This is a genomic window from Paludibacterium purpuratum (assembly GCF_004363805.1).
In the GTDB taxonomy this organism is placed as follows: Bacteria; Pseudomonadota; Gammaproteobacteria; order Burkholderiales; family Chromobacteriaceae; genus Paludibacterium; species Paludibacterium purpuratum.
In genome coordinates, this window is the sequence record NZ_SNZP01000017.1 from 34013 (window position 1) to 51691 (window position 17679).

At 60.0% G+C, this 17679-nt stretch carries 16 protein-coding genes; 5 read left to right on the forward strand and 11 right to left on the reverse strand.

Annotated elements, in window-relative coordinates:
* Window positions 1–4: 4 nt before the first annotated feature.
* On the forward strand, window positions 5–1891 hold the full coding sequence (locus DFP86_RS17420; RefSeq protein ID WP_133683657.1) for a methyl-accepting chemotaxis protein: 1887 nt from the start codon (window positions 5–7) through the stop codon (window positions 1889–1891).
* 56 nt (window positions 1892–1947) lie between these two features.
* Here DFP86_RS17420 and DFP86_RS17425 read toward each other — a convergent pair whose 3' ends face one another.
* The 9 genes from DFP86_RS17425 to ilvA all read right to left on the reverse strand — a co-directional run bounded on the left by DFP86_RS17425 (window position 1948) and on the right by ilvA (window position 13545).
* Window positions 1948–2280, reverse strand: coding sequence for a hypothetical protein (locus tag DFP86_RS17425; RefSeq protein ID WP_133683659.1), 333 nt, complete (start codon window positions 2278–2280; stop codon window positions 1948–1950).
* A gap of 94 nt (window positions 2281–2374) precedes the next feature.
* Window positions 2375–2569, reverse strand: coding sequence for a hypothetical protein (locus DFP86_RS17430; RefSeq protein ID WP_133683661.1), 195 nt, complete (start codon window positions 2567–2569; stop codon window positions 2375–2377).
* A 190-nt stretch (window positions 2570–2759) separates the two neighbouring features.
* Window positions 2760–3011: a hypothetical protein gene (locus DFP86_RS17435; RefSeq protein WP_133683663.1), complete on the reverse strand. Its 252-nt coding sequence runs from the start codon at window positions 3009–3011 to the stop codon at window positions 2760–2762.
* 101 nt (window positions 3012–3112) lie between these two features.
* Window positions 3113–4822 (reverse strand): 30S ribosomal protein S12 methylthiotransferase accessory factor YcaO, encoded by a 1710-nt coding sequence (gene ycaO, locus DFP86_RS17440; RefSeq protein ID WP_133683665.1) that lies wholly within the window; start codon window positions 4820–4822, stop codon window positions 3113–3115.
* A gap of 24 nt (window positions 4823–4846) precedes the next feature.
* Window positions 4847–7006: a YgiQ family radical SAM protein gene (locus DFP86_RS17445; protein WP_133683667.1), complete on the reverse strand. Its 2160-nt coding sequence runs from the start codon at window positions 7004–7006 to the stop codon at window positions 4847–4849.
* A gap of 84 nt (window positions 7007–7090) precedes the next feature.
* Complete coding sequence (locus tag DFP86_RS17450; RefSeq protein WP_133683669.1) at window positions 7091–8215, reverse strand: response regulator; 1125 nt, start codon at window positions 8213–8215, stop codon at window positions 7091–7093.
* Between the two features lie 58 nt (window positions 8216–8273).
* Window positions 8274–11108 (reverse strand): hybrid sensor histidine kinase/response regulator, encoded by a 2835-nt coding sequence (locus tag DFP86_RS17455; protein WP_133683671.1) that lies wholly within the window; start codon window positions 11106–11108, stop codon window positions 8274–8276.
* Between the two features lie 199 nt (window positions 11109–11307).
* Complete coding sequence (locus tag DFP86_RS17460; RefSeq protein ID WP_133683673.1) at window positions 11308–11955, reverse strand: HAD family hydrolase; 648 nt, start codon at window positions 11953–11955, stop codon at window positions 11308–11310.
* Window positions 11956–12024: 69 nt separating this feature from the next.
* A complete protein-coding gene (gene ilvA / locus DFP86_RS17465; RefSeq protein ID WP_133683674.1) occupies window positions 12025–13545 on the reverse strand; it encodes a threonine ammonia-lyase, biosynthetic in 1521 nt (506 codons plus the stop codon).
* A 220-nt stretch (window positions 13546–13765) separates the two neighbouring features.
* Between ilvA and DFP86_RS17470 the strand changes: the two genes are divergently transcribed.
* The 3 genes from DFP86_RS17470 to lipA are packed head-to-tail and all read left to right on the forward strand — an operon-like array spanning window position 13766 to window position 15607.
* Window positions 13766–14035, forward strand: coding sequence for an HP0495 family protein (locus DFP86_RS17470; protein ID WP_133683676.1), 270 nt, complete (start codon window positions 13766–13768; stop codon window positions 14033–14035).
* Entirely contained in the window at window positions 14035–14646 is a 612-nt protein-coding gene (gene lipB / locus DFP86_RS17475; protein ID WP_133683678.1) for a lipoyl(octanoyl) transferase LipB, read from the forward strand. Before DFP86_RS17470 ends, lipB begins: the two co-directional genes overlap by 1 nt.
* 28 nt (window positions 14647–14674) lie before the next feature.
* Window positions 14675–15607 carry a lipoyl synthase gene (gene lipA / locus DFP86_RS17480; RefSeq protein ID WP_424991640.1) on the forward strand — a complete coding sequence of 311 codons (933 nt, stop codon included), beginning with the start codon at window positions 14675–14677 and terminating at the stop codon, window positions 15605–15607.
* Between the two features lie 55 nt (window positions 15608–15662).
* On the opposite strand, the gene DFP86_RS17485 is transcribed toward lipA, so the two are convergent.
* Together DFP86_RS17485 and DFP86_RS17490 are read right to left on the reverse strand one after the other, a co-directional pair.
* Window positions 15663–15995, reverse strand: coding sequence for a hypothetical protein (locus DFP86_RS17485; RefSeq protein ID WP_133683682.1), 333 nt, complete (start codon window positions 15993–15995; stop codon window positions 15663–15665).
* A 61-nt stretch (window positions 15996–16056) separates the two neighbouring features.
* Entirely contained in the window at window positions 16057–16248 is a 192-nt protein-coding gene (locus DFP86_RS17490) for a hypothetical protein (RefSeq protein ID WP_133683684.1), read from the reverse strand.
* Window positions 16249–17108: 860 nt separating this feature from the next.
* Between DFP86_RS17490 and DFP86_RS17495 the strand changes: the two genes are divergently transcribed.
* Window positions 17109–17606, forward strand: coding sequence for a hypothetical protein (locus DFP86_RS17495; protein WP_133683685.1), 498 nt, complete (start codon window positions 17109–17111; stop codon window positions 17604–17606).
* Window positions 17607–17679: the final 73 nt, after the last annotated feature.

Sequence of the window (17679 nt, forward strand, 5' to 3'; positions counted from 1 at the left end):
GCGGATGAAAATGACTCTGCGAACCAAGCTGATTGTTTTCGTGGTGGCGCTGGCGGTATTGATCACATGTGCCATGACGGTCGGCAGTTATCTCCAAATGCGCAATCAGTTGATCGACGTTAGCATCAAGAATGAAATCACCAATGCCGCCGCCGATACATCACGTTTGATCAAGTCCTGGATCGATGTGCGCATGTCTATCGTCACTGCCGGTGTCGAAAACTTGTCCAAGGCGGATGATCCGCTGCCCGGCATCGTTCAGACCGCCAAGTCAGGCCTTTTTCAAGCGGCTTATCTCGGCACGACCGACAAGCGGATGATCGGCGACCATGATTTGGGTATTCCGCCTGGCTTCGATCCGACCCATCGGCCCTGGTATGTGTCGGCGGTCGCCGCCAACGGCACCACGATGGCGCCCCCCTATGTCGACGTGTCGACGCACAAGTTGGTGCTTTCCTTCGCCGGTGCGGTGCGCAAGAACGGTAATTTGATCGGCGTGCTCGGCACCGACACCTTGCTCGACGATATCGTGAAGAACGTGCTCGGTATCAACTTGTCCGGCGAAGGGTTCGCCATGCTGATGGGCAAGGATGGACAGGTGTTGGTGTACAAGGATGCCGAGCGGATCAACAAGCCGGTCGGCGATCTGTCTCCCGACCTCAGTGCGACGGTATTGGCCGATCTTGCCGCCAGCGGGCAGGTGCGGGAAGTGCAGTTCGATAGCGGCGTCAACTATTTCTACGTCCAGGCGGTACCTGGCGCCGATCTCTATTTGGCCGTGGCGGTGAACAAGGCCAGCGCGTTGGCACCGCTCAACGGTTTGGTCTTGCGCGCCGGTCTGACGCTCTTGGTGCTGATCCTATTGATTCTGCCGCTAGCCGGTTTGCAGATCAGCCATATGCTCTCCGGCATGCGCCGCATCCATGATGCCATGCAGGAAATCTCCGAGGGCGGCGGTGACCTGACGCGTAAAATCGACATCCAGGGTGTGGACGAAATCGCCTCGACCGCGCGGGCATTCAACCGTTTCTTGGATATCCTGCGCAATATGTTCCAGGAGATCCGGCACGAGACGGCGAGGTTGACGACGGGGGTCAACGAGATCAATCAGGTGATCGGCAAATTGTCGCGCGATACCCAGGCCCTGTCGAACCTGACGGCCGAGAATGCCGCCGCCATCGAAGAGATCACCGTCAGCATTTCGCATATCGCCGACCATACCAACGATGCCGATCAACTGGTGAAGAACACCGGTGCGCTGTCGAGCGAATCGGCGCATTCGGTTCAGGTGGTGGCCGACGATGTGGGGCGTTCGGCGCGCGAAGTCGAGGGGTTGTCGAGTCTGCTAAACGGCTTGAGCCAGCGCTCGCAGGAAATCAGCGGCATCATACGCGTGATCAAGGATATCGCCGACCAGACCAATCTACTGGCACTGAATGCCGCCATCGAGGCGGCGCGTGCCGGTGAGCAGGGGCGCGGTTTTGCCGTGGTTGCCGATGAGGTGCGCAAGCTGGCCGAGCGTACCGGTCAAGCGACGGTGCAGATCACCGGCATGATCGAGGGCATGACGAGCGAGATGGGCACCGCGGTCAGCGACATGCATCGCACTTTGCAAACAGTACAAACCGGTGCCGGCGCCTCTGGCGAGACGGCCGGGAAGATTGCTTCGATCCGCGAGAACATGGATGCGGTAGTGAACAAGATGGAGGAGATCGCGCTATCCACGCGCGAACAGTTGGCGGCAACCACCGCCATGGCGCAAAGTGCGGAGCGCATCACCGGGCAGATGCAAGGGTCGGACGAGGCCTTGCATCAGGCGAGCGCGGCGGTACATCAGCTCAACGAGCTGGCGCAGAACCTGGAGAAGATGTTCAGCAACTTCAAACTTTGAAATCGCGGGAGTGGGAGGCAATCGGCGGCGCTGCCGCCGATTGTGCTTCTGGCGTATCAGTCGACTGTTTTTTCCAGGCCAAGAAATTTAAGCCGTTCGTAGCCGGCATCGGTCAGCACCAGGAAGCGTGCATTATGGGTTTCCACCCAGCCCTTTTCGAACAGCGAGCTCATGCCTTGCTCCATATGTTGCACCAGGGGGCTGAGCCGACGTAGACGAGGAGAAAATAGTACCGCGCCAACTGGCATTCCGGCTTTGGCTTTCTGTTGGACGAAAATTTCGAATAGAAAGCGCTCGACCGCGGCCAGCTCTTGCTCACTTAAGGGCGGAGGCGGTTCGGGGTCGGGGCCGAAGACTTTGTCGACGAGGCGTTTGAACAGAGAGGCCATGTGCGCTGCGTTCCGATGAAAGAGGTTCGATGCGTCACTATGTCACGAACGATCGCCGAGTGGTTTGATACATCTCAGTCGGGCGTGACGGTGCTCAGAATTGCAGTTTTTTGCAGGCGGGGCAGCGGAACATCTGTCCGGCAATGGTGCTCTCGGCCTTGAGTCCGCGGTGCGAACAGTGCCCGCAGGCGCGTTCCTCGCCGGACGCGTTTATCTGACGCGGGTCTTTCTTGCCCCAGGAGGCCGGGGTGATCAGTCTTCGTTGAACGCTGCTGCGTTGTGTGGCCATGCGTGCTCCCTAAGTGGCGTTGTTCCTCTGCGGCGGGTGTGCTTATCGCTCTACGGCGTTTGCGTCGCGCGCAGTCGGCCAAAATAACAGGGTCGACACGAATTGACAATGCCATATCGTGGAAAGCCTCGATACTTTGTGTGGTGCAATGAAAAGCCCGCCGCGGAGGCGGCGGGCGTGACGGGGGACTTCAGGCCTTCTGGTGTTGCAATAGACCGATCTGCAGTAAAAAACCTTCCGCTTGGCGGTAGGTCTCCTTGTCCAGATCTTCCAGAATCGTGCGAGCCAAGCTCAGATAAATCGCCTGGCGCTCGCCCGAACTCTTGTTGGCGTAATGCCGTTCCAGCCGTGCCATGATCAGCTTTGCCCCGGATAGATCCTGTTGCAATGCCGCCTTACGTACCGATGCCGGAAATTCGAGCAACCAGCGCTCCATGTGCATGATGGCGCCTCCTTCCAAGCCGCTTGAATGCGCAATCCATTTGTCATGGATACATGGACACTATAGCGCATGGAGAGCGGTTGCGCGCATCGAACCGGCTTTTAGGGCCACAGCTTGCGGTATTCGGCCAGCAGACTTTGATGCAGGCGGCTGTGCTCGATGTTGGCGCCCAGCTCGTTCAGGCCGAAAAAGCGCGTTTCGCCGCTAAGCACTCGCTTGGCCTGTGCGACCGTGTCGACACCGTACAACAGCGTCAGGCTGTGCTCGGCATCGCCTTGCAGATCGAGTAGCGCGGCAATGGCGCGATAGACCTTGTGGCGGGCGGGGGGCATGTGGCGCAAGTGGCGTATCCAGTCGCAGCCTTCGCGGATGCCGTCCTCGTCGGAGAGCGCCAACGCGAGCAGCGTCTTGAGTTCGCCAATGCGCAGTTCCTTCCAGGCGGAGTCGGCATCGGCCGCCACCCCGATCAGCGCCGGCACCGGGCGCAGGTCGTCCAGGCCCAAGCTATCCAGCAGATCCAGCAGATCGCGGCACTCGGCCAGATTAAGCGACGGCAGGCGCAGCAAATACGGGCGCAGCGTGTTGCCGACGCTGTTGTTTTCCCATTCCAACTCTTCCAGCGGGTAAATCTCGGACATGCCAGGCACCAGGATGCGGCAGGCATAGACGCCCAGATGATCGAAGTCGGCACAGTAAATATCGTAACCGGCACGATGGATGCAGTCGGTGATCCAGGCGTAGTCGTCGGTCGTGGTCTGGCTGAAGTTCCAGTGGTGGAAGTCGAAGTCCGGCGTGTCGCCGAAGAAGCGCCAAGCGATGACGCCGCTGGAGTCGACGAAGTGAATCTCCAGGTTCTGCGGGTCGGCCACTTCATCCATGTCGAAGCCGGGTTCGGGGAAGCCGTCGAGTTGCGCCAGCGCGCGGCCTTGCAGCAGCTCGGTCAGCGCGCGCTCCAGCGCGATTTCGAAGCGCGGGTGCGCCCCGAAGCTGGCGAATACCCCTTGGTCGCGATGATTGAGCAGCGTGACGTTCATGACCGGGAATTGACCGCCCAGCGATGCGTCCTTGACCAGAATGCCGAAGCCGGCGTCGCGCAGGCCGCGGATGCCGGCGGCAATGGCCGGGTAGCGGTCGATGGTTTCTTGCGGTACGTCCGGCAGGCACAGGCCCTCGCGTAGAACCTTGAACTTGACGTAGCGCTCGACGATTTCCGACAGTGCCTGAGTGCGGGCTTCCGGCGCGGTGTTGCCGGCCGCCATGCCGTTGCTGACGTACAGATTGCCGATGATGTTGATCGGGAACCAAGTGGTGGCGCCATCGCGCTCGCGCAGATATGGCAGGGTGCAGATGCCGCGTTCGCGATTGCCTGAATTGAGTTCGACCAGCATGCTGGCCGGGATGGCGCCCTCCGGGTTGTACAGTGCCTTAAGCTCTCGATTGAGCAACCCCTCGGGCCAGTGGTCGCCGTCTTCCAGCGCAAACCAGCGTTCTTGCGGGAAGAACACGGTGTCGCGCCGGGCAATGTCCGCACCCAGGTAGTAGTGCGACCAGAAATAATTATTGCCGACGCGTTCGAAAAACTCGCCCAAGGCGCTGGCGCGGGCGGCCAGCTCGCTGGCGCCCTTGCCGTTGACGTAGATCAGCGGGCAATGCTTGTTGGCCAGATGCACCGACCAGACGTTCTCCACCGAGTTGAGCCAGCATTGTTCCTCGACTTCCAGGCCGAGCTCGGCGAGTCGGTCTTGCAGACGCGCGATCGTCGTTTCGAGCGCGGCGTCCTTGCCCGGGATGAAGTGTTCGCTTTGTGACATGTAATGATTCTCTGGCGGATGAAATTAACGACGACCCTTGCTTGGCGGTTTACGGCCCGGTACGCGCGGCTCGCCGGTATGTTTGGTGTGGGCCGGATTGAAGCGGGCATTGCGCTCATTGCGACCCTCGGCCGGCTGGCGCGTCGGGATCAATTGCTGCTTGCCGTAGCCGATCAAATCTTCCCGGCCCATGGCGACGAGCGCCTCGCGCAGCATCGGCCAGTTGTTCGGATCGTGGTAACGCAAGAAGGCCTTGTGCAGCTTGCGGCGGTAAGCGTCGCGCACCACGTCGACTTTCTCCGAGCTGCGCGCCAGTTTTTTCAGCGGGTTGCGGCCGGTGTGCCACATGGTGGTGGCCAGCGCCATCGGCGTCGGCACGAAGGCCTGCACCTGGTCGAGGCGGAAATTGTGGCGCTTGAGCCAGAGCGCCAGATTGAGCATGTCCTCGTCGGTCGTACCCGGATGGGCGGCGATGAAGTAGGGGATCAGGTACTGTTCCTTGCCGGCCTGGTGCGAGAAACGTTCGAACAGCTCCTTGAATTTCTCGTAGGCGCCCATGCCCGGCTTCATCATTTTCGACAGCGGGCCTTCCTCGGTGTGCTCCGGTGCGATTTTCAGGTAGCCGCCGACATGGTGGGTGACCAGTTCCTTGATGTATTCCGGCGAACGCACCGCCAAGTCGTAGCGCAGGCCCGAGCCGATGCTGATCTTCTTCACGCCGGGTAGCGCGCGCGCCTTGCGGTACAGCTCGATCAGCGAGCTATGATCGGTATTCAAATTCTCGCAGATGTCCGGATACACGCAGCTCAGTCGCCGGCACGAGGTCTCGATCTTCTTGTCTTTGCACGCCAGCCGGTACATGTTGGCGGTCGGTCCGCCCAGGTCGGTGATGTGTCCGGTGAAGCCTTCGGTCTTGTCGCGAATCTCTTCGATCTCATGCAGGATCGACTCGTGCGAACGGCTCTGGATGATGCGGCCCTCGTGTTCGGTGATCGAGCAGAAGCTGCAGCCGCCGAAGCAACCGCGCATGATGTTGACCGAGAAACGGATCATCTCCCAGGCCGGGATGCGCGCGCCTTCGTAGGCCGGGTGCGGATTGCGCGCATAGTGCAAGCCGTAGACATAGTCCATCTCTTCGGTGCTAAGCGGTATCGGCGGCGGATTGAGCCAAACGTCGCGTTCGCCGTGCAGTTGCACCAGTGCGCGCGCGTTGCCCGGGTTGGATTCCAGGTGTAGCGTCCGGCTCGCATGCGCATATAGCACCGGGTCGAAGGCAACGGCCTCGAAGGCCGGCAGGCGCACCACGGTGCGGCGCCGCGCATCGCGTCGTGCCGCCACGCGCTCTTGCAGGTTCATGAAGCGTATCGGCTGCACGCCGTCTTGCGCGGTCGCTGGGGCGGCGGCCGGCTCCATGTCGTAGGGGTTCTTGTGCGTATCGACCGCCCCGGGCTGATCCACCGTGGTCGAGTCCAGTTCCTGCCAGTCTTCGTCGGGCCGCCAGCCGTGCTGCGTCATGAAGGCCGTACCGCGAATATCTCGCATCTCGGACAATTTCTCGCCGCGGCCGGCGCGGTGGGCGATCTCGACGATCGCGCGTTCGGCATTGCCGAATACCAGCAAGTCGGCCTTGGAGGCGACCAGTACCGACGGGCGCACCTTGTCGCTCCAATAGTCGAAGTGGGCGATGCGGCGCAGGCTGGCCTCGATGCTGCCGATCAGCACGCCAACGCCCGGATAGGCCTCGCGGCAGCGCTGGGCATAGACGCCCACGGCGCGGTCCGGCCGCTTGTTCGGGGCGGCGTGCGGCGTGTAGGCATCGTCGGATCGCGGTTTGCGGTCGGCGGTGTAACGGTTGATCATCGAGTCCATATTGCCCGAGGTCACGCCGTAGAACAGGTTGGGCTTGCCCAATTGGCGGAAGTCGTCGGCACTGTGCCAATCGGGCTGGGCGATGATGCCGACGCGGAAGCCCTGCGCCTCCAGTAGACGGCCGATCAGCGCCGCGCCGAAGCTCGGGTGGTCGATATAGGCATCGCCCGACACCAGGATGATGTCGCAGCTATCCCAGCCGAGCTGATCCATCTCGGCACGGCTCATCGGCAAAAACGGCGCTAAACCAAAGCGTTCGGCCCAGTATTTGCGATAGGAAAAAATCGGTTTGGGTGTGGCTTGTACTTGCGTCATGACAACTCGGATTTTCAGGCAGACGCGCATTGTGCCAGATTTGGCCGGCGACGATAAGCAAATATAGTCTTTTTTTTCAAGGTGCTACTCGTGTTCGCGATCTGATGTTTCCGGATCGCTGAAACGCTGAGCGATCTCCTGGAAATCGTCGGCAATGCGCACGAAGGCATCCACCATCGCGGGGTCGAAATGCTTGCCGCTTTGCGCCTGTATCATCGTTACGGCGTCGGCATGGGGGAAGGCCGGTTTGTAGACGCGGCGAGAGATCAGGGCATCGTAGACGTCGGCGACCGCCATCAGCCTGGCGGCGACCGGGATATCGTTGCCGCTCAGACCATCCGGATAACCGCTGCCGTCCCATTTTTCCTGGTGCCGGTGGGCGATTTCGCGGGCGAAGCGCAGAAAGCTGCTCGGCGTGTCGAGCAGCTTCTCCGCCGCGGCGATGGCGTCGCGTCCCATCACGGTATGGCTTTTCATGATCTCGAACTCTTCGGGCGTCAGCTTGCCGGGCTTGAGCAGGATGCGGTCGGGAATGCCGACCTTGCCGATGTCGTGTAGCGGCGCGGACTTGTAGATCAGCTCGATGTTTTCGTCGGTGAGCGCGTCGCAGAATTGCGGGTGCGATTGCAGTGCCTGGGCCAGCCGACGCACATAGTTCTGCGTACGGCGAAGGTGCTGGCCCGTATCGCTGTCGCGCGTTTCGGCCAGCGTGGCCATGGCCATGATGGTGACGTCCTGGATGACCTGCACCTCGTGCGTGCGTCGCTCCACTTCGCTGGTGAGGAAGGCATTGGCATCCGACAGGAAGTCGTTCATCGCTTTAAGCTTGAGGTGGGTCTTGATTCGAGCCAACACGATAGCGGGGGAGATCGGCTTGGTGATGTAGTCGACCGCGCCGGTGATGAAGCCGATTTGTTCGTCCTCGATGTCGGACTTGGCCGTCAGGAAGATGACCGGGATGCCGGCGGTTTTGGGGTTGTTCTTGATTTGGCGACAGGCTTCGAGTCCCCCTATGCCCGGCATCATGACATCCAGCAGGATCAAGTCCGGCGTGTCGTTTTGCATGATTTGCAGCGCCTGCTCGCCACTGTTGGCGGTGAGGGTCCGGTATTGCCCTTTCAGCAGCTCGTTCATCAGGGTCAGGTTGATCGAGGTGTCGTCGACGATCAATATCGTCTGATTCTTGGGCGTTCCAGGCATCTGCGTCATAGTGTTCGTTCCTCTTACATGACCGGCTTCGATCTTATTTTAGGCTTGCCGTGTGGCGTCATGTGGCCAAGGTTCGCTTCAACTTATCGATAACCTCGTCGAGCTGTCGTTCGAATGGCTCCAGTGCGGGCACCTTCCCCTCGTTATGCTCTTTGATCTGCCGCTCAAGGAGCTGGGCCGAGGTCTGCAGCGCGGACAATCCGAGGCTGCCGGCCACACCTTTGACTGTGTGGGCGATGCGCGCCGCCGTGTCCTTGTCGCCGGTGGCGAGCGCCTGGGACACTTGGCGCGCGGAATCGGCTTCATCTTCGCAAAAGACGCGTAGCAGCTTGAGGTATAGCTCTCTGTTGCCGCCGACGCGCTTAAGGCCTGTGGCGTGATCCAGCCCGGCAATGATGCTCAGATCCGGGCAGGCTTCCTGCTCGTGCAGCATGGGCAGCCAGCGGGCCAGCGTGCGATAGAGCACGGTGGGGTCGATCGGCTTGGCGATATGGTCGTTCATGCCGGCGCTCAGGCAGCTGTCGCGCTCGTCGATCAGTGCGTGCGCCGTCATGGCGATGATCGGCAGGTGGGCGAAACGCGTATCGGCGCGCAAATGGCGCGTGGCCTCGATGCCGTCCATGACCGGCATCTGCACGTCCATCAGCACGGCGTTGAAGTCGTCGGTGTTTCCCGACTGCAGTCTGGTCAGCGCTTCTTGCCCATTGTGGGCGAGCGTTACCGCGATGCCGGCGCTTTGTAGCAGTTCGACCGCGATCATGCGGTTGATTTCGTTGTCCTCCACCAACAAGACCCGCGCGTTGGCGAAATGGGGCAGCGCCGCTTCTGTCTGCGGCGAGGCGGCGGCGCCGGAGGGGGAACCGAAGACGTTCAGCACGGCATCCAACAGCGACGATTGACTGACCGGTTTGACCAGAAAGGCCTCGACGCCGAGCCGTTCCGCTTGGGTGCGGACTTCATCGCGGCCGAAAGCGGTCACCATGATCAGATGCGGCGCCAATTCGAGGGCCTGGATCTGGCGAATGGTTTCGATGCCGTCAAGCTCGGGCATCATCCAGTCGATCAGCGCCAAGTTGTACGGGCGGGCGGCGGTCGATTGGCGGATGGCGTGCAATGCCTCTGCGCCCGATGCGACGGCTTCGGTGTCGAATCCCAGTCCACGCAGTTGCTCGGCCAGGATGGCGCGCGCCGAATCATGGTCGTCCACCACCAGTGCGCGCAGTCCCTGCATTTCGGCGGGCAGCGGCTTGCGGTGCATGGCGCCGGCGCCGGAAATGCCGAAGCGGGCATGGAAGCTGAGCGTGGTGCCCTTGTCGGGTGTGGAGGCGACCTGGATGTCGCCGCCCATCATGGTGACCAACCGCTTGGCGATCGTCAGGCCCAGGCCGGTGCCGCCATACCTGCGCGTCATCGATTCATCCGCCTGGGTGAACGACTGGAACAGACGCTGCATCTGCTCGGTCGTCATGCCGATGCCGGTGTCGCTCACCTCGAAATCCAGCGTGACGTTGCTGCCATCGTGTTCGCGCAGCCGGATGGTGATCGCAACGAAGCCTTTTTCGGTGAATTTGATCGCGTTGTTGGCGAGGTTGGTCAGCACCTGTGCCAGTCTGAGCGGGTCGCCGATCAGGCCCTGTTCTACGTCCCGGCCGCTATCGATCAGGAACTCCAGCCCTTTGTCGGTCGCATTCTGGCCCACCAGCATCGTGACGTTGTCGAGCACGTCGTCGAGGCGGAAATCGACCGCTTCCAGTTCGAGCTTGCCGGCTTCGACCTTGGAGAAGTCCAGGATGTCGTTGATGATGCCCAGCAGCGAGGTGCCGGCGTGATGGATCTTGGACAGATAATCTCGTTGCATCGGCGTCAGTTCGGTACGCAGCACCAGATGCGACAAGCCGATGATCGCATTCATCGGTGTGCGGATTTCGTGGCTCATATTGGCCAGGAACAGCGATTTAGCCTGGGTGGCTTCGTCGGCCTGCTGCTTGGCGCGCGCCAACGCGACCGCCGTTTCGTTTAGCCTGGCATACAGCAGGCCATTTTCGAGCAGCAGCATGATCAGCACGAAGCTGGCCGCCAACAGACCATAGATGCGACCCGCATAGAAGCCGAGGTCGAAGCGTTTGGCATTGAAATAGGTCGATAGCGCGATGTCGCACAGCCAGACGCACAGCACCACCATCAGCCACAGATCGAGCAGGGAGCGGTCGCGCCGTCGTCCCAGCAAGAATAGTGTCGCCAAACATGAAATCAGGGCGAAGCTCACGACCGGTCGTAGCAAAGAGGTGTACTGGACACCGTACGGTGTAATGAGCAATAGAGTCGGTAGCAGGGTTTGGCCGCGCGTCGCCAGTGTCGCTAAGCCCGCTGCGATGGCGACGGTCGCGACGATGCCGGCCAACATCAGCCGCCCGATGGGGCGGGTGTTGTCGATGGCGGTGTTCTGTGCGGTGCCGAGCCAGGCATAGGCGAGAACCGCCAGCGGAAAACCGCTGTGCCAGAACATGTACAACCAAACCGTGCTCTGCGATCCGGCTCCCAGTAGTCCGGTGGGCGCGAACAGCCCGGGGAAACTCAGCATGTGGAAGACGGCCATACAGGCGGTGAACAGATAGCCGCAAGCCAATGGCAGCAGACCGCGCAAACGCAGGATGCCGAATTGGCCGAACAATAGCACCGCGGTGATCAGGTCGTTGACGACCAGGGCCGACTCATAGATGGGAATGAAGGGCCAGACTTTGGCCAGCGGCAGCTTGGCGAATGGCACCAACGCCAGAAATACCGCCAGCGACAGCAAGGTGACCGCCAGTGCCAACCGGCGTGCGCCCGGCGTTGTCGCCACGGTCGAAATGAAAGGGTGGCGTTCCTGTGGCATCGCAAGCATGGGCTTCATAAATGCGCGGCACCTTTCCGGGTTGGCACAGCACCGCACTTGGCCGTCCTGGCGGTGGCCAAGTACATTGGCACAGGTTTTTGTGCCTACAATGACGTTGGGTTTGGTCTATCACCTCTATAGCCCAGCGCGCTCGGGTTGACAAGCGGTGGCCGGAAGGTTGTGCGGAAGCGGGGCGCATCGCGCCCCGGCAAGGGAATTAGAGATGTTGAAGCAGGTCGAGCGGCGATTCGATACGCACGTCGGCGCCCCATTCTTGCGGGCGGTCGCTGTCGGCGATATAGCCCCAGCCAGCCAAGACGGTGCGCATGCCGGCGTTGCGACCTGCCTGAATGTCGCGCTCGGCATCGCCGACGTACAGACAGGCGGTCGGATCGAGTCCGATCCGTTCGCTGGCGTAGCGCATGGGGCGCGGGTCGGGTTTGGCCACGCCGACCGTATCGCCGCTGACCACGACCTGCGGCGCCACCGGGAAGGGCAGCGTGGGGATCAGCCGGTCGGTGAAGCGCATCGGCTTATTGGTAATGATGCCCCACGGCAGGCCGCGCCGGTGGATCTCGCTGATGAGCTCGCTTACTCCCTCGAACAGACAGGTGCGATCGGCGAAACTGTCGTCGTAATGGTCGAGGAAACGTTGGCGCAACGCCTCGAAATCCGGATGCTCGTGGGTGATGCCGAAACCGAGTGCCACCAAGGCGCGCGCGCCGTGCGAAGCGATCGGGCGGATGAGATGATCCGGCTGCGTCGGCAACCCTTCCTCGGTCAGCAGGCGGTTGAGCGCCGAGCCGAGGTCGAGCGCGGTGTCGGCCAGCGTGCCGTCCAGGTCGAACAAGACTGCTTTGATCATGATGGAGGACTCGGAAGACGGGAAACGGGAGAGTCTACTCCCCGCGCTTCCCGGCTCACAAGTCACGGATCAGGCGGTCTTGCCCAGGAACAGCTTATACGCCGGGTTGTCCGTTTCCTCGATATAGGGGTAGCCCAACTGATCGAGAAACGACTGAAACGCCTGCGTATCTTGCGACGGTACCTGAATGCCCACCAGCACCCGGCCGTAGTCCGCACCGTGATTGCGGTAGTGGAACAGGCTGATGTTCCAGTCCGTGCGCATCGCTTCCAGGAAGCGCATGAGTGCGCCCGGGCGTTCGGGAAACTCGAAGTGGATCACTCGCTCGTCGCGTAGGCTGGGCGCATGGCCGCCGACCAGGTGGCGGATGTGCAGCTTGGCCAACTCGTTGTCGGTCAGGTCGATCCCCTCCAGTCCCTCCTGCGCCAGCTCGCTCAATAGCTGGGAGACATCCTCGCGCTTCGTGATCTGGATGCCGACGAAGACATGCGCCACATCGACATCGGCATAGCGGTAATTGAACTCGGTGATATTGCGCTTGCCGACCAGACTGCAGAATTTCTTGAAGCTGCCGGGCCGTTCGGGAATGGCCACGGCGATGATCGCCTCGCGCCGCTCGCCGAGCTCCGAACGCTCCGAGACGTGGCGCAGACGGTCGAAGTTCATATTGGCGCCGCAGTTGATCGCCACCAATGTCTGGCCGCTGACCCCCTCGCGTTCGACATAGGTTTTGGCGCCAGCTACCGCCAGGGCGCCGGCCGGCTCGGCGATCGAGCGCGTATCCTCGAAAATGTCCTTGATGGCGGCACAGATCGCATCGGTGTCGACCAGGATGATTTCATCGAGCAGTTCGCGACATAGACGAAAGGTCTCCTTGCCGACCAACTTGACCGCCACGCCGTCGGCGAACAGGCCAACATCCTTCAATTCCACGCGCTGCCCTTGGCGAATCGATTGATCCATGGCGTCGGAATCGACCGGCTGCACGCCGATGATCTTGATTTCCGGTTTGAGCCGCTTGATATAAGCCGCCACGCCGGACGCCAGGCCGCCGCCGCCGATGGCGACGAAAACGGCATCGATCGGGCCGGGGTGCTGGCGCAGAATCTCCATGCCCACCGTGCCTTGGCCGGCGATCACATCCGGGTCGTCGAACGGCGGGATATAGGTGGCGCCGCTGGTTTTTTCCAGCTCGACCGCGTGCTGATAGGCGTCGGAGAACGAATCGCCGTGCAGCACGACATGGCCGCCGCGTTGCAGTACCGAGTCGATTTTGATTTGCGGCGTGGTGACGGGCATGACAATGGTGGCTTTGCAACCCAGCTTTTGCGCCGACAGCGCCACACCCTGAGCGTGGTTGCCTGCCGAGGCGGTAATCACACCGCGCGCCAACTCTTGCGGGGTCAGCTTGGCCATCTTGTTGTAGGCGCCACGGATCTTGAAGGAGAACACCGGCTGCAGATCTTCGCGCTTGAGCAAAATGCGGTTGCCGCAGCGGCGCGATAGATTGGGCGCTTCTTCCAACGGCGTCTCGACCGCCACGTCGTAGACGCGCGCGGTCAGGATACGCTCCAGGTAATCTTGATTCATATCTCTTCGTCCTATATTTCTCGTTTTGTCTCAGCAGATTAACAGCATCGGATAGTGACCGGAAGCCGGTTGTTGCAATGCATCATGCCTCGGCTGTCGGCTTGGCATACGCTAGGTGTATAATGCTGGGCGCATTACCCGGAACCACTAACTTGCACTCTGGCCGGATGCCCGCATCTGTGAAGGGCGGCAGACCGATCCGCAAGTGAAAGAATACGCAATGACTCAGCCTAGCAAGGATCTCCTCGAATTCCCCTGCCGCTTTCCGCTCAAGATCATGGGCGAACGGCACGATACCTTCGCCGCCACCATTTTCGAGGTGGTGCGCGTGCATGCGCCCGATCTGGCACAGCACGACGTGGTGCTGCGCGAGAGTAGCTCCGGCCGCTATCTGTCGCTCACCGTGACGGTGACCGCCACTTCGCGCGAGCAGCTCGATACCATTTACTTGGCGCTGACCAGTCACCACATGGTCAAGGTGGTGCTGTAGTGACGCGCAAGATCAAGTTCCTCGGGCTGGTCGAGTACACGCCGACGCTGGATGCGATGAAAGCCCTCACCGAGGCGCGCGATGCCGAAACCCAGGACGAAATCTGGCTGCTCGAACATCCGCCGGTCTATACGCTCGGCCTGGCCGGCAAGACCGAGCATCTGTTGCGTACCGATCTGCCGATTCCGGTGGTGCGCACCGATCGTGGCGGGCAGGTGACCTATCATGGACCGGGACAACTCGTGGTTTATCCGCTGGTCGATTTCAAACGCATGCATATTGGCGTGCGCGAACTGGTGCGCCGGCTCGAACAGTCGGTGATCGACACCCTGGCCGAATACGGCATTCGGGCCAATGGCGATGTCGATGCCCCGGGTGTTTATGTCGATGGCGCCAAGGTCGCCTCGCTCGGTCTGCGCATCAAGAACGGCGCCGTGTATCACGGCCTATCGTTGAATGTGGACATGGATCTGGCCCCTTTTGGCTGGATCAACCCCTGCGGCTACCCCAATTTGCGGGTAACGCACTTGAAGGATCTCGGTGTGGACGAGTCGGTGCGCCAAGTGGCCGAACGGCTGCTGCCGCAACTGGAACGACAACTGACGGTGTGATGAGGAGAGTGGTTTGAAGCCGGAAGACATGACGGGCGTCAAGCAGAAGGGCGCCGCCAAGACCGCGCGCATCCCGATCAAGGTGGTGCCGCTGGAACAGAAGTTGAAGAAGCCCGAGTGGATTCGCGCCAAGCTACCCACCGGCGAACGTTTCCACGAGATCAAGGCCATCTTGCGCTCGCAGAAACTGCATACCGTTTGCGAAGAGGCCACCTGTCCGAACATTGGCGAGTGTTTCAGCAAGGGCACCGCCACCTTTATGGTCATGGGCGACATCTGCACCCGTCGCTGCCCGTTCTGCGACGTCGGCCACGGCCGTCCCAATCCGCTCGATGCCAACGAGCCGCTGCATCTGGCCGAGTCGGTGTTGGCCATGCGCCTACGCTACGTGGTGGTCACCTCGGTCGATCGCGACGACTTGCGCGACGGCGGGGCCGAGCACTTCGCCGAATGCATCCGCGAGGTTCGCCGCCTGTCGCCCGATACGCAGATCGAAACCCTGGTGCCCGACTTCCGCGGTCGGCTGGAAATGGCTATCGACATTCTCGGCCAAACCCCGCCGGACGTGATGAACCACAACCTGGAAACCGTGCCGCGCCTCTATAAGCAGGCCCGCCCGGGCGCCGACTATGCCCATTCGCTGCAATTGCTCGGCGACTACAAGGCGAAAAAACCGGATGTGTTGACCAAATCCGGCCTGATGGTGGGGCTTGGCGAAACCGACGAGGAAATCCTCGAAGTGATGCGCGACCTGCGTGCGCACAACGTCGACATGCTGACCATCGGCCAATACCTGCAGCCGTCCGACGGCCATCTGCCGGTGTTGCGTTATGTGCACCCCGACACCTTCGCCATGTTCGAACGCGAGGCCTATGCGATGGGCTTCAAGCATGCGGCGGTCGGCGCCATGGTGCGCTCCAGCTATCATGCCGACGTGCAGGCGCATGGCGCGGGGGCGTGACTGACGATGCCAGTGCTCATGGCGACTGAACAACGCTAATTTGTACTCTACATCGCTAATCGCTACTGAAAGGGGCGGGTATGCGAAGGGCAATACCGAAGATCAGAGAGTTTCCAGATGATGGTCGAGTCTGGAGGGTAGACTGGTTTGGTGGTGTAGAGCACAATCCCCAGGTTCCTTCTGAACCAAGAGTCCAACTCATCGCTGCTTTGCTCTCTGAGCCGTAGTCTCCGCGTTCTCGGGTATTCGAAAAGGTGGTGCCCGGCAAGGTATGGATCTCCTTGGCAAAAGTGCCAAGCAGCCGTTCGATGCGCCTGCCGAAATGGGTGCGCACCACCGGGCGCCATTCGATATCAAAGCCGTATTTGTCGCTGGCACGCTTCAGCATGTCGCCGCGCAACTCTTTGGTATTTGTCCATGTGCAGCTTTGTCGGGGCGCCCCAGCATGGCTATTCACCCATGATGCCGTGCTTGGCCAGCCAGGCTATCTTGGGAAGGATGGCGTTGGCGAGGTACTGGCCAGTAGATAGCGCGCCTGGCGGGTCGAACGGCACGTAGAACACGACAACCATCCGGCTGAATACGTCGATGGCGAGTGTGCTCCATGGCTGGCCAACTGGGCGCCGGTCGATGTCATTCACCAGGATGATGTCCAGCGGCGTGTGATCGATCTGACGATATCCAGGAGTCCATAGGCGCCTGGGAAGTTGCCTTCGATAGGCGAATAGGCGTTTTGCGGCCCTTGCGCTTGGCTATCGTTTGTTCGCCGACGGCGATTACGTATTAGTGTTGTCGTGCGGTGGTTCGAAACCTGCATTTATGCAACGTTTACGCACTTCGTCGCAGATCTTCTGTTGCGACTTGCGCTGTTTGGTTAGGTACGCGCTTTTAACGACCGCCTGGATTATGGTTTCGATTTCCGGCGCGAACTTGGTTGAGCCTTTGTTACTACGAGTGCGAGCAGTAGGGCAGTCAGCAAGTGGCTGTCGTCGTATCGCTGAATCCACTCGTAGAGCGTGCTCGGGTGGGGCCGAGCGGCTTGCCGCGCTCGGTGACGTCTTTTCTGCTGCGATCCGGTTTGTCGAGCAAGCTCAAAATTCTTCGGGCAGGATTTTTAATCTGGTACAAAAGATCGTTGTAAATCGTTACTGGATACAAAGGAGCGCTGTAGGCTAGGAGAAAATAGCGATGTAAAACGAGGGATGAAACTTACATCCAGTACAGATGAGCGTTGGAAGTCGCAGTGTGACTGACGACATTAGCGTCAAAATGGATTGAACATCGAGCATTTGTATGCTACATCGCGGAAGGCTATTGAGCTGGCTTTTATCTTGTTTTCTGTTGTTGCGACCTTGGGTTTTTGAAGTTGAGATTCGAGAAAGCGCTGACTTCTTGCCATTCATGTGTTCCCGAATTTTTTGTCACAATATTTCACAAGTGTTGCGATTCAATTCCCTTAATGATATGATTTACGTATCTTGACGTAAGGATGGGCTGCTCCGTGAGGAAAACACAGGACATTCAGATTGTTGTTGAGGCTTTGGAAGTCAAACGCTCTGAGTTGATTGCGAGTTTTGAGAGTCTCAAAATGAGAAGACTTGAGATTGAGCGTGAAATGCAATCGATTGAAGTGCAAATTTCTGAACTTGACACCACAGTTAAAGTGCTTTTCTCTATTCAAAATGAGGGGGTGGCCCATCCAATGATGGCTCCTGCGATTGGGGTGAGTGATGGTAGTGAAGCTGATTCCGTTGCTGTTAATGCGGAAACTTCCGGTGAAATTTCACGAAAGCGGCAATCTCAGAAGCCGGTGATTGCGGCTATGAGCGATTTGTTGAAGTGCGCTTCACGGCCTTTGTCCATTTCTGAAATTTACGAAGCGCTTGTTGCTGGGAATGTTGAAATGAATTATGAGGAGCCGCAACTGCGGCTATCTAAGATGCTTTCCGCTGGAAAGCAATTCAAAAATTTGCGCGGACAGGGTTGGGTTTTGAGCTAAAAATGGCGAAGGCCCGAACGTTTGGCGCGTTCGAGCCTTCATTTACAACTAATGTCTACCAAGACACTCAGGT